Below are 12,034 nucleotides of genomic sequence, written 5' to 3'. Positions count from 1 at the left end.
AAAATTTTAAGAATACACTGACATCAGCCACAGCATAGCAACACAGCTAAATAGCAGCCCAAGCGTTGCTGCATTGCGCATTTGGATTGGTGCACGTCCGCTAATGCGGTTCATCACCCACGCGCCTACCATAAAGCCAGCAGGTAACAGCACACAAAATTCGAGTAACGTCAACAGCATGGGACGCCACAGGGCGTCAAATGTTTCGCCCAATGCCAAACGAAAGCCATAACCTGCCAGTGCCAACACCACGGCAAACGCGGCTAAGCCATACGTTACGCCAATCGGCACTAAAGATGGCTTGGTGTTGCTTAAGTCAGTATCGGCAGGCGATTGTGAAGGCATAGGTAGATCACCACAAATTTACGTCAATCATAAAATGAATTTTAGCGTTAGACCTGTTTGGCGTGCACCAACGTCAATTCAGCGCGCATGGCAGCGATCGCCGCTTGGTAATCTGCTTGCCCAAAAATTGCCGAGCCTGCAACAAACATATCCGCACCTGCTTCAGCCACCGCACGGATATTTGTTGCCTTGATACCGCCATCGACTTCAAGCCGAATGGTACGCCCCGATGCGTCGATACGCTCACGCACGGCACGGATTTTATCCAATGTACTGTCAATAAACGCTTGCCCGCCAAAGCCTGGATTGACACTCATAAGCAAAATTTGGTCAATTTTATCCAATGTATAGTCCAAATAATGCAGTGATGTAGCAGGATTAAACACCAATCCACACTGCGCACCGCCGTCTTTGATCAACTGCAACGAACGGTCAATATGCTGACTGGCTTCGGGATGAAACGTGATCACGCTTGCACCTGCCGCCAAAAACTGCTCAATCATGCCATCCACGGGGCTAACCATCAAATGCACATCGATTGGCGCACTGATACCATAATCACGCAACGCCTGACAAATCATGCTACCAAACGTTAGATTTGGCACATAATGGTTATCCATAACATCAAAATGTATCACATCTGCGCCTGCCGCCAGCACAGCTTCGACCTCTTGCCCAAGGCGGGCAAAATCCGCCGACAAAATCGACGGTGCGATCAAATACGGGCTATGATTTTTTGGATGATTAAAAGCGACATGGGTGGCGGCAGTCATGGCGTACCTACTATATTATATACCTGTGATTGATGATTAAAGTATTGATAAAGCCATTCGTTGTTGGCCGTCTTTGCTGTATTTTAACAGGTTAAGCATTGGTTTAAAATTGACTTCCTCCCCTCCCTAAAGTGAGGGGATTCCTTCTACAAGACGGTCAAGCCCGACCGCAAGAATGTTCTTACTGGCATTGATATCTCTATCATGCCACGTGCCACACTTAGCACAAGTCCATTCTCTTATTCGCAAACCTGCTCTACCTTTTGGACTACTGGACATATCGCCACAGCACGAACAAGTTTGGGTAGTGTATTTCTCATTTACGATTTCAAAACGGCAACCTGCATGCTTGCATTTGTAGGTCAGTTGCCGTTTGAGTTCAAACCAACCTGCGTCATATACGCTTTTGGCTAGTTTGCCTTTTTTGCTGTTAAATTGACTGGTTTTAACATCGCCGACCACGATTAAGGCATTGTTTTTAACTAGCCCTGTGGTGAATTTGTGTATGAGGTCTTGGCGTGTGTTTTTGATTTTGGCATGAATCGCTTTGACACGTTGTTTGTTTTTGGCTCGTTGGGCGATACCCAATTTTTTAGCCCATGCCTGTGTTTGTTTGATTTGTAGTTTATCGCCGTTTGAGGCGGTGGCACTATCTTTTAAGCCTAAGTCTATGCCGATACTACCTGTACCACAGGGTTCTGTTGGGTATTCTTTAACGGTGATACACGCATACCAACGGTTACGGCTGTCTTGGACGACCTCAAGGGTGTTTATTTGATATAGGCTAAGATTGTAGCTGTCCCATAGGTCGATGATAAGCTTTTGCCCTTTGGCTAAACTAAGCTGTAGGGTTGATTTTAAGCCTTTTTTACCCGTCTGATGAGTAGTCAGTAATTTGATTGCGGATTGCTTAAATGGAATCCAACCTAAGCTTTTACGCTTTGCCTTTGGGTTGTTGGTTCGCCAGTTAAGTTTAGCCTTTTTGAATTGGCGTCGCGATTTGGCGTGAGTTTCATTAATGGCTTGTATGGTTTGAGAATGCAAGCCTAGCAGTTCACCGCTACCTTTGGTGTATTCGTTTAGGTCATAGGCACTAAAGAATTTACCAGTACGTTGTCGGTATTTAAAACTCAAGTCATTAACATAGTTCCACACAAAATTGACCAAACCGCTTAGGCGGTTTAGTTGGTCTGTGTGTTTGTCTTTTATGCGTAGCTTGAGGGTTTTCATGGGGTTAGTTTAACATATTTAACAAATTTCTGTGTGTAAGCATGGTTTCGGAGTTGCCATAAAACCACCGCCTAAAGTCGCAGGTTTACGGCAACGGATGATAAAAAAAGCCCAAACTTGTGGGCAGCAAGTTTGGGCGATCGGGCATATGGGTTGTAGTTATCGCTATCCTAGCTTCGGCGTCCCTACCGAATCAACACCGCTGCGTTTCATCCTGAATCGAGCGTTTTTCCCTGTGTTGTGCGCTCAGTATACGCCACAGCGCAATGTCTGACTATTCGCCAAAAGCCGAACTTGTTGTAGGTTTTGGCTTACATTTGCCCGATTTTGTCGGCTAAAACGTCAGCACAAACTGTCGTGTTGTATTTTAGGCAAAATTTTGCGCAAAACTGGCTAAAATTTTGCTTGCAAAATTGCCCAAAAACAGGCATGGTAGCAGGTCATGTAAATTTTTGCCATGTTGTTTGGATCAGATACGCCGCATGGCTAACTAAATTGTACGGCAATTTAGCGTCGGAGCGTGTATCGGTTGGATAGCTTAAAGGGGGACACAATGGCGCAATTACGGGTTGGGTTTGTCGGCTGGCGCGGTATGGTCGGCTCGGTGCTGATGCAGCGTATGGTTGAAGAAGGCGATTTTGACGGCATCACGCCCGTGTTTTTTTCAACCAGTAACGCAGGCGGTGACGCGCCTAATTTTGGTGTGATCAGCCATGCAGGTAAATTGCAAGACGCGCATGACTTGGTAGCACTGGCGGACTGTGATGTCATCGTCACGTGTCAAGGCGGTGATTATACCAAGGCGGTACATGAACCGCTGCGCGCGCGCGGTTGGACAGGTTATTGGATTGATGCAGCAAGCACTTTACGTATGCAGGACAATAGCGTGATTGTGCTTGACCCTGTCAATCGTGGTGTGATTGACGCTGCATTGTCAGCAGGACAAAAAGACTTTATTGGCGGTAACTGTACTGTGTCGTTGATGTTGATGGCGATTGGTGAGTTGTTCCGTCAAGATTGGGTAGAATGGGTGTCTGCCATGACTTACCAAGCGGCGAGCGGTGGCGGTGCTAACCACATGCGTGAGTTGATTCGCGGTATGGGCTTTTTGCACCAAGGCGTGGCGGATAAGCTCAATGATCCTGCGGCGGCGATTTTGGACATTGACCGCCAAATCGCTACGTTGCAACGCAGCGCAGATTACGATGTGACCCATTTTGGCGCACCCTTAGCAGGGAGCTTAATTCCGTACATCGACAGCCAACTTGATAACGGGCAATCGCGCGAAGAATGGAAAGGCATGGTCGAGACCAACAAGATTTTGGGGCGACAAGGTGGTACGGTCGTGCCGATTGACGGCGTGTGCGTGCGCATTGGTGCGATGCGCTGCCACTCACAAGGCTTGACGATCAAGCTCAAACGCGATGTCAGTTTAGACCATATCGAACAAGCACTCAAAGACAGCCAAAACCCGTGGCTAGATGTGGTTGAGAACACCAAAGCCGCCTCTATGCAGAGACTAACACCTGTTGCGGTGACAGGCACGCTGACTGTGGCATTGGGTCGCTTGCGCAAAATGCAGCTTGGTGAGGAGTATTTGGCGGCATTTACGGTGGGTGATCAGCTATTGTGGGGTGCAGCCGAGCCGTTGCGCCGTATGCTTGCGATCATTCGCGGACAGTTATAAAGCGGCACAGCGTTCAGTCGCACCCGTCATACCTTGATTGTTAATCGGTGGCAACGCAATGAGCGGTAGAGCTAAGCTTTACCGCTTATTGCTGATTTTAGGCACGTTACAACAATGCCACTGGTATTTTTTGGGCAATTTTGTTATAACATATTGCACAATTCTACCAATCAATGCCGCTTTACTTTATAGGTTAATAAACATAGGTTAATAAACTAAACAGGCTGTGTTGATTGTTTAACTATTTACACTATTTTGTCGCCCAGTTGTGGCAAACAGAGGATGGTATGCACAGGTTTGCGCAATTTCGACCACGCCGCTTACATTGGTTTTTGTGCACGTTGCTAGCGTTGCCTGTACCCAGTTTTGCCATTGAAGTGGGTGAAACCTATGTAGAATCAGGGCAAAATCAGCCGCTAAGCGCGCGCATCAATGTAACGGATATTGATCCTGCCAGTTTTAGCGTGAACCTTGCCAATCCGCAAGCTTACCGCCAGCTTGGGCTCAATAAAGCCAGCGATATGGCGATTCGTTTTGAGCCAACCAGCAGTAACGGCGGGATGATCGTGCTGACCAGTCGCCAGCCGATCAACGCACCGTTTACCGATGTGCTTTTAACCATCAACAATGCAGGACAAACACGGCTGCTGCCCAAGACTCTGCTACTACCGCTTGATAGCAAACAGCGCATCACACCACAATCAGCTGCCAAGCTGATTGAACCAACACCGACCACCGTGGTGGTGGGCAATACCGAGGCGGTACAATTGCCTGTGATTAATGAGCCTTTGTTAGTGAAACAAACGCCACCACCGCCCTTGCCGATGGTAGACGCGCCCGTTAGCTTGGCAAACGCAGATACTAGCGCACAACCTGTGCAAAATAGTACCCCAAACTTGCCACAAACGGTTGCGCCAAATATCGCGCAAAATACCTTGCCACCGATTGATGCCGCACCAATCACGATGGCTGATGCGTCTGTCATCGGTTCTGGTAATCGCGCCACACCAAACAATACACCTACACTGCAAGTACCGCCAAAGCGTCCCTACCCTGACGCAGCGGCACAAGCTATTACCGCGCAAAACCAACAGACTGCTAAACAGCCCACACCACAAACCACAGTGAGCGCTGCGAATACAACTGCCGCGAATACAACTGCCGCGAATACAACTGCCAATGACACGACAGCAAACAACGATGATGCCATGACCACTTATGTGGTTGAGCGCAATGATAACCTATGGACGATTGCCAGTGATTTAGCCAAACAAAGCAACACCGATGTCCATACCATCATGCAACGTATTGTCGAGGATAATCCGCAAGCCTTTGCCAATAATGACCCAAGCCAGCTGTACGCCAATGCCAAGCTCGCCATTCCAGCAACATTTGATACGCGCCCATCCAAGCGTAGCGTGAATGCTGCCAATCAAGCACAGGCACAAAAAAATACCAAAGCCAATAGCGTCAATGACGACACGCGCAAAACCACGGCAACCAACCGACGCAGCGTGCGCAAAACCCGCAACCAGACAACCACCAGTGCACGCAAACGCCGCATGACGCGCGCTGCTGAACGCCAAGCACAGACGATTCAAAGCCGTTCTGCCAAACGACGTGCTGAGATGACCATCATCACACCCAGTCAGCAAAATGGTGCAGCCCAAGGCGGCTTGAGCCAAACAGGCAATGGCAATATCAGCAACGCACTGTTAAGTAAAGTCAAATCTAAGCGGCAAGCCACTGCCCAACAAGCGCGCGCAGTTGGGCAGCTCAATCAAAATCTGATACGCGCCGAAAATCGCCTACAAATTCAAAATACGCGCTTAGCCCAACTTGAGCAGCGACTCAAACAGCTTAATCAAGCCAACTAAGAACTGGCTAAAAGATAAGTTATTCACCAATTAACACAAGATACCAACGAATCAAGGAGAACAAACCATGACACCGATGATGATGGGCATTATCGCCGCTGTGGTCATTGTGATAATCGTAGCCGTTGTGCTCATGCGCAAAAAATCAGGCAGCGATGGTGGTATGGCAACTGGTGGCAATCGCCCCAAAACCCTTGCCGAACAACAACAAGAAATACAAGCTCGCACCAAGATAGCCGATAACGCACCAGCGACCACGTCAGAGGCTACGCTCACCTCTAGCCAGCCCAGCGAAGACGTGTTAAAAAATGCCCAGCATTTATTTGATCAACGCGATTATGAACGCGCCGAGCAGGTGCTAAAACCTGCCATCGCACGTGAGCCCAATCGCAGTGATCTGGTATTGCTTTTGCTCAATACCTATGCCGTGAGCAAAAACTATGACGCATTTAACGCGCTCTACCCAACGTTGCAACGCTTTCATGACACCCACGTGCAAACGCAAGCGGCAAACCTAAAATCCTTGATCGACGAAGAGATGGCATTTAGCAGCGCGCCTACTGCCAGTGCACAGCCCATGACCCAATCAGCCGCCCAGCCAGCAATGGCTACAACAGCAGCGTCATCGGTCGCACCCTCTGTCAGCGCAGCCACCGATGACAGTCTAGATTTTAATTTTTCATTGGACGATGAGCCAACCACTACCTCGCAAGCAACGACCAGCACACCTGCTGCAAGTGCACCGACCGAACCGACCGTGGAGCTAGACGATTTTGACTTTGATTTGGCATTGGATTCACTGAGCACAACATCGCCCACCGCGCAGACACCAACCGATGCTGTACCCAGCGAAAAAGTGTTGTCTAGCGACGACACCGAATTGGTATTGCCTACCGCCACACCTGATAGCATGCCTGCCCAATCATCCAATGATGGGCTGACACTAGACGACAGCCTGTGGCAAAATGCCACGCAAGCGGCTACCACAACCGCACCAACGCCACAAGTCACACCTGCACAAAACAAAGTATTAAGCAGCTCTGATACCGAGCTTGATTTGTCTGATTTTGGTGATCTAACACTTGACACGCCAGCACAACCGTCAACCAGCGCAACAGACGTGCCGACTACCACTACCACCGACAATACCACTAACGCGTTTGATTTTGATGATTTAACGTTTGAACTCGACGAGCCTGCCCAGCCAAACAGTCAGCCTGCGCTCAACACCGATACGCCTGTGGTCAGTGCACCACCCGTTGATGATGTCGCCCAATTTGATGAAATTGATTTGACCTTTGATGAACCAAGCACAGCGCCTGCCGAAACAGTTGTTGAGCCAGTTATCGAAGCACCCGAGGCTGAAACCACCGAATTCGATTTTTCAAATCTAGAACTCGATGTACCAAACGCCATTGAAGCACCAGCTAGCACCGAGACATCGACAACGAATGATGCGGCATTTGATTGGGCAGATCTTGACCCAGACGTTAGCGAACCTGCCAGCACAACCACCCCAGAAACGCCGACCGTTAGCACCAGTGAAGTTTTCGCCCCAAGCGCGGCACAGCCTAGCGTTAGCGAGCCTGATAGTGTTGCGACGGGCGACGCGTTACGCCCTGATTTGAGCGATGCACTTGCGCAGGTGGAGCAATTAGATAGCACGACGCTAACCCTTGAGCTTGCCGAGCAATATCTTGAATTAGGCGAGTACGACAGTGCCAAACGCTTGCTCAATGAAATTGCGCCACATGCCAACGGCGAAGCGCAAGCCAGAATCCATGCGCTGCTAGACAAAACGTATTGATTTAATTCAGTTTAACGTGTTTGTTATGGCAAAAAAAGGACGGTTTAATCTGTCCTTTTTTATCAGAACTACAGGAGAAATACCATGCCCGATAAGCTCTCCCCCAGCGCGATTACCAAGCCTGCCAAGCCTGTGCCCGATGACGCATTTGGCGATATCGGCGATACGCATGAACTAACTGAGCCGTTGCAGTCATCGGTTGCGCCATCCGACGATTATTTTTCGGCAGTGCGTACCAGTGACCTACCACCTGTGGCAGAAGAGCAGCATTTTACCGCGCCAATGACCTCACCGCTTGAGCGCGCTGAGCTGCCAACAACTGCCACCGCTCCCGTGGCGGATGATGAGCCTGTCAGTTTTGGCAGTCGGCTGATGACAGCAGTGATGGTCACGCTGCTGTACGCGCTGATTGGCTTATTGATTGATGTTGCCATCAATGTAGTGCAGTCGTTATCGGGTATCGGGACTGGCAAGACCGATTGGCTATTTTTGCCAATCTTGGCAGTGCTAGGCGTCGTGTTTGGGCTGTTGTTTGGCAGCAAGGCGTTAGATATCGTGTTTGCACCATTTCGTGACCGTGATGACGACACAGGAGAGGATTTATTTACCGCAGGCATTTTACGCGCGATTGGTTTGGCATTGGCAATCGGCGTGTTTGGCTGGCTGGTGATGATGATGCTAATGTAAGCGTGCCATTATACAGGCAGATCTAATGCATTGGCATAGGCGTTAAACCTGTTTTAAACGCTTGCGCTTTGGCGACATACTGGGCGGCAGATTGTTTAAGCATGGCGATCTGGGCATCGCTCAAGGTTTTAATGACTTTAGCAGGGCTACCGACGGCAAGTGAGTTACCAGGAATATGCGTGCCTTCGGTGACCAGTGCATTTGCGCCGATGATGCAATTTTTGCCAATCACGGCATGGTTGAGTACAATCGCGCCGATGCCTATCAAGCTGTTGTCACCAATTCGGCAACCGTGCAACATGGCCAAATGCCCAATCGTCACACCCTCACCGATTTCAACGCTTATACCTGCGTCGGTGTGAATGACACAATTTTCTTGTACGTTGCTGCGTGCACCCAAATAAATGGGACTGTTGTCACCACGAATCACCGCGCCAAACCACACGCTGACTGCTTCGCCCAAATGTACATCGCCGATAATTTGCGCGCTGTCAGCAATCCAACCGCTAAACGGTGCTTGGTAGGTGGGCTGTTTGTTATTATATTGATAAAGCATGGTGTGATCCCTTAGTTGGCTGATGTTTAACCAATCGGGATACATCCATATACCCCGATATTTGGTAATGCAAAAAATTACAAACCTGCCTTGAGGCTGGCTTCAATAAACTTATCAAGATCGCCATCCAATACTGCCTGCGTATTGGACGTTTCTACGCCTGTGCGCAAATCCTTAATGCGCGAATCATCAAGCACGTACGAGCGAATTTGACTGCCCCAGCCGATATCAGACTTGCTGTCTTCTAGGGCTTGTTGTTTTTCCATGCGTAGCTGCATCTCGCGTTCATACAATTTGGCGCGTAGCATTTTCATCGCCGTTTCACGGTTAGAGATTTGGCTGCGCTCACTTTGGCACGCCACCACGATGCCTGTCGGTTGGTGGGTGATACGCACGGCAGAGTCTGTGGTATTGACGTGCTGTCCACCTGCGCCGCTTGAGCGATAGGTATCAATGCGCAAATCGGCAGGGTTGATGTCAATTTCGATATTGTCATCAATTTCAGGCGACACAAACACGGCAGAAAATGACGTATGGCGACCGTTATTGCTATCAAACGGTGATTTACGCACCAAACGGTGCACGCCTGTCTCGGTGCGCAGCCAACCAAACGCATGATCACCTTTGACATGCAGCGTTGCGGATTTGATTCCTGCTACTGCACCTGATGACAGCTCAATGAGCTCGGCTTTAAAGCCATGCGCGTCGCACCAACGCTGATACATACGCAGCAGCATTTCTGCCCAGTCTTGCGCCTCGGTGCCGCCCGAGCCTGACTGGATATCTAAATAGCAATCGTTGCCGTCCATCTCACCGCTAAACATGCGCTTAAATTCTAAATCCGCTACCTGCTCATCGGCGGCGTCTAGTTCAGCTTGCACATCATCCAGCAAACTGGTATCGTCGGCCTCCACCGCCAAATCTAACATCGCGCGCGCGTCACTTAGCTTGTCATCAAGCGTTTGGATCACGCCAATCACACCATCAAGCTGGGCTTTTTCTTTGCTGATTTTGGTCGCGCGTTCGGGGTCATTCCATAGATCGGGGTTTTCAAGCTCCAGATTGACTTCTTCTAGCCGCTCGATTTTGGCATCGATGTCAAAGATACCCCCGAAGCTGGTCGCCGCGTTCGGCAAGATCTTTGATGCGTTCAAGATACGGGTTGATTTCCATGATAGCTCCTTTAGCAAGCATTGATGATACAGAAAACTTGCTATTATACCTCAGTTTTGCCAATACTGTTTAGCGTTCGCCCAATCTGTCTAGCAAAACTTGAGCAAAATCATTTAAATCCGCCAATCCTCAATCGCCCACTGGTGTGCCAACGCATACGCATGTAGTGCATCATCGGGCGATACCGCCACCGCCACATCTGCCCAGCTTAGCAGTGGAATGTCATTTTTGGAATCTGAATAAGCATAAGTTTTGCTATACGTCACACCTTGCGCCTGCTGATTGGCTAGCCATTGTTCCAAATAAAACAACTTACCGTCTTGAAAACTCGGTTGTCCTGCCAGCTTGCCTGTATAACGGTCGTTTTCAATAGCAAACGGGGTGGCAATGATTCGCGTTGCATCGTCCAAAAACAACGCCGCCACGGCTTGCACGATAAAATCATTGGTCGCTGAGATAATCAGCACGTCGTGCCCTGCGTCAATATGCATTTGCATGGCGTGTTGGGCTTTGGGCCGGACATGTGGTGCGATGGTATTTTGCACATAGTCATCACGCCACGCCTGCAGCGTCGGCATGTCATGCTGTGCCAAAAACCCCGCGACAAACTCGCCATACTCAGTTGAGTCAAGCGTACCCTCAACATACTGCTCATAAAACCGCTGATTGCGCGCGCGAAAATTCGCTTCATCAACCAGCTGATTTTTTACCAAATATTCACCCCACAAATAATCGCTGTCTGCGTCAATCAAGGTATGATCAAGGTCAAAGACGGCTAGCTCGCGTTGGCTGACTGAAGGCTGTGTTGCAGACTGTGATTGATTTGACATCATTTTTTCCTAATTAAATCTTGTAAAATCCAAGTTTTAGCAGCAGGTGTGTAAAAACTACCTAATTTTCCTCAACTTGTAGGCTGTCGCCAAATCGCCATGTGCGAATGATACGCAATTCTAAAATATCCTGCATATCATCGCTAAATTTGCCAAACGGTGCAGCTTTGCGCACCGATTCTTTGGCAGCTTCATCAAGTAGCGGCGAGCCCGATGACTCAAGCACGCGCAACGCCTTGACCTTGCCTGTGTGGTCGATGATGACCAGTAGGCGGACATCGCCTGTAATGTTGTTGGCGCGCGCCGCCTGTGGATAGTTTTGGTTGCCAACGTGGTAAGCTTGTTGGCGAAAGTTCTCAATGTATTGTGCTGCCGCGCCTGCCGTGGTTGAGTTGCTGCTTACCGTTTGCACAGCAGATTTTTTGGCAAGCAGTTGCTGACTGGTGCCGATTTTGGTTTCTAATGTAGCGATTTGCTCACGAATCCGCTGCTCTTGCTGTTCAAAGCTCTCACTGGCTTGGTCTTTTTTGTTGTCATCTTCCACAGGTGCTTTTTGTAGGCTCAGCGTGGTGCGCAAGTAGCTTTGTTGGTACTGTTGTTGGCGTCGGGTCTGCGCTTGTGTGATGATGTCATCGGTTGGATTGACTGTATCTGCCTGCAGTGGACTGATCGATGCGGTTTCCATCAGGTGCTTTTCATCCGCCTCACCACCACCTTGCTGACTGGCATTGGCAATAAAATCCGCCTGCTCATTTTTTTGTAAGTTATCGGTCAGCACCGTGGTGACATCTTGCGCTACCTTGCTGGGGGCGGCAGCTTCGCTAAAGCTGATACCAAAAATCACCGCCGCATGCAACCCAACTGCCAGCACGGTGGCAAGCAAAAGGCTATAATCACTGCCCATCTTGGGCGCGCGAAAGTGATAACTGCGGCTGTCTTTGATCTGTGACCCCATCAACGCGGGCATGTTGGCTTACCATTTTTTGGCTGATAAAACTAAATTGGTGTAAAATTTTCACACAAAACCCCGTTATCTTAACATATTTTGTCGCTGTCATTGATAGGTTTT

Annotated in this window: 11 protein-coding genes; 4 read left to right on the top strand and 7 right to left on the bottom strand. The window is 49.2% G+C overall.

The window, feature by feature from the left end; all coding sequences use genetic code 11:
- Nucleotides 1-6: 6 nt before the first annotated feature.
- From MA2_RS05690 to MA2_RS05680, 3 genes are all read right to left on the bottom strand, one after another.
- Nucleotides 7-345: a hypothetical protein gene (locus tag MA2_RS05690; RefSeq protein ID WP_067057822.1), complete on the bottom strand. Its 339-nt coding sequence runs from the start codon at nt 343-345 to the stop codon at nt 7-9.
- Nucleotides 346-392: 47 nt separating this feature from the next.
- Nucleotides 393-1,118 (bottom strand): ribulose-phosphate 3-epimerase, encoded by a 726-nt coding sequence (rpe, locus tag MA2_RS05685; protein WP_067057820.1) that lies wholly within the window; start codon nt 1,116-1,118, stop codon nt 393-395.
- Nucleotides 1,119-1,244: 126 nt separating this feature from the next.
- Nucleotides 1,245-2,348: an RNA-guided endonuclease InsQ/TnpB family protein gene (locus tag MA2_RS05680; RefSeq protein ID WP_067057818.1), complete on the bottom strand. Its 1,104-nt coding sequence runs from the start codon at nt 2,346-2,348 to the stop codon at nt 1,245-1,247.
- Between the two features lie 553 nt (nt 2,349-2,901).
- On the opposite strand from MA2_RS05680, the gene asd reads away from it, so the two are divergent.
- The 4 genes from asd (at nt 2,902) to MA2_RS05660 (ending at nt 8,406) form a co-directional block, all read left to right on the top strand.
- On the top strand, nt 2,902-4,035 hold the full coding sequence (gene asd / locus MA2_RS05675; protein ID WP_067057817.1) for an aspartate-semialdehyde dehydrogenase: 1,134 nt from the start codon (nt 2,902-2,904) through the stop codon (nt 4,033-4,035).
- Nucleotides 4,036-4,322: 287 nt separating this feature from the next.
- On the top strand, nt 4,323-5,912 hold the full coding sequence (locus tag MA2_RS05670; RefSeq protein ID WP_143821821.1) for a FimV/HubP-related protein: 1,590 nt from the start codon (nt 4,323-4,325) through the stop codon (nt 5,910-5,912).
- A 67-nt stretch (nt 5,913-5,979) separates the two neighbouring features.
- The gene (locus MA2_RS05665) at nt 5,980-7,719 is read left to right on the top strand and encodes a FimV/HubP family polar landmark protein (RefSeq protein ID WP_067057813.1); all 1,740 of its coding nucleotides are present in this window, start codon (nt 5,980-5,982) and stop codon (nt 7,717-7,719) included.
- Nucleotides 7,720-7,803: 84 nt separating this feature from the next.
- On the top strand, nt 7,804-8,406 hold the full coding sequence (locus tag MA2_RS05660; RefSeq protein ID WP_067057811.1) for a hypothetical protein: 603 nt from the start codon (nt 7,804-7,806) through the stop codon (nt 8,404-8,406).
- 22 nt (nt 8,407-8,428) lie between these two features.
- Here MA2_RS05660 and MA2_RS05655 read toward each other — a convergent pair whose 3' ends face one another.
- From MA2_RS05655 to MA2_RS05640, 4 genes are all read right to left on the bottom strand, one after another.
- Nucleotides 8,429-8,962 carry a gamma carbonic anhydrase family protein gene (locus tag MA2_RS05655; RefSeq protein ID WP_067057955.1) on the bottom strand — a complete coding sequence of 178 codons (534 nt, stop codon included), beginning with the start codon at nt 8,960-8,962 and terminating at the stop codon, nt 8,429-8,431.
- A 77-nt stretch (nt 8,963-9,039) separates the two neighbouring features.
- Nucleotides 9,040-10,135 (bottom strand): peptide chain release factor 2 gene (prfB, locus tag MA2_RS11130; protein ID WP_115254029.1). Its coding sequence is split into 2 segments (ribosomal slippage): nt 9,040-10,062 and nt 10,064-10,135, totalling 1,095 coding nucleotides; the frame shifts between segments, so codons are not numbered across the junction.
- Between the two features lie 113 nt (nt 10,136-10,248).
- Nucleotides 10,249-10,965, bottom strand: a complete 717-nt coding sequence (locus MA2_RS05645) for an HAD family hydrolase (RefSeq protein WP_067057953.1) — start codon at nt 10,963-10,965, stop codon at nt 10,249-10,251.
- A 61-nt stretch (nt 10,966-11,026) separates the two neighbouring features.
- A complete protein-coding gene (locus MA2_RS05640) occupies nt 11,027-11,932 on the bottom strand; it encodes an energy transducer TonB (protein ID WP_067057805.1) in 906 nt (301 codons plus the stop codon).
- Between the last annotated feature and the right edge of the window lie 102 nt (nt 11,933-12,034).

Source organism: Moraxella atlantae NBRC 14588, assembly GCF_001591265.1.
Taxonomy (GTDB): domain Bacteria; phylum Pseudomonadota; class Gammaproteobacteria; order Pseudomonadales; family Moraxellaceae; genus Faucicola; species Faucicola atlantae.
This window is presented reverse-complemented; position numbering and strand designations above follow the sequence as displayed.

Coding starts and splice junctions, on each gene's coding strand:
- MA2_RS05690 (WP_067057822.1), bottom strand. CDS start 345: ATGCCTTCACAATCGCCTGCCGATACTGACTTAAGCAACACCAAGCCA.
- rpe (WP_067057820.1), bottom strand. CDS start 1,118: ATGACTGCCGCCACCCATGTCGCTTTTAATCATCCAAAAAATCATAGC.
- MA2_RS05680 (WP_067057818.1), bottom strand. CDS start 2,348: ATGAAAACCCTCAAGCTACGCATAAAAGACAAACACACAGACCAACTA.
- asd (WP_067057817.1), top strand. CDS start 2,902: ATGGCGCAATTACGGGTTGGGTTTGTCGGCTGGCGCGGTATGGTCGGC.
- MA2_RS05670 (WP_143821821.1), top strand. CDS start 4,323: ATGCACAGGTTTGCGCAATTTCGACCACGCCGCTTACATTGGTTTTTG.
- MA2_RS05665 (WP_067057813.1), top strand. CDS start 5,980: ATGACACCGATGATGATGGGCATTATCGCCGCTGTGGTCATTGTGATA.
- MA2_RS05660 (WP_067057811.1), top strand. CDS start 7,804: ATGCCCGATAAGCTCTCCCCCAGCGCGATTACCAAGCCTGCCAAGCCT.
- MA2_RS05655 (WP_067057955.1), bottom strand. CDS start 8,962: ATGCTTTATCAATATAATAACAAACAGCCCACCTACCAAGCACCGTTT.
- MA2_RS05645 (WP_067057953.1), bottom strand. CDS start 10,965: ATGTCAAATCAATCACAGTCTGCAACACAGCCTTCAGTCAGCCAACGC.
- MA2_RS05640 (WP_067057805.1), bottom strand. CDS start 11,932: ATGCCCGCGTTGATGGGGTCACAGATCAAAGACAGCCGCAGTTATCAC.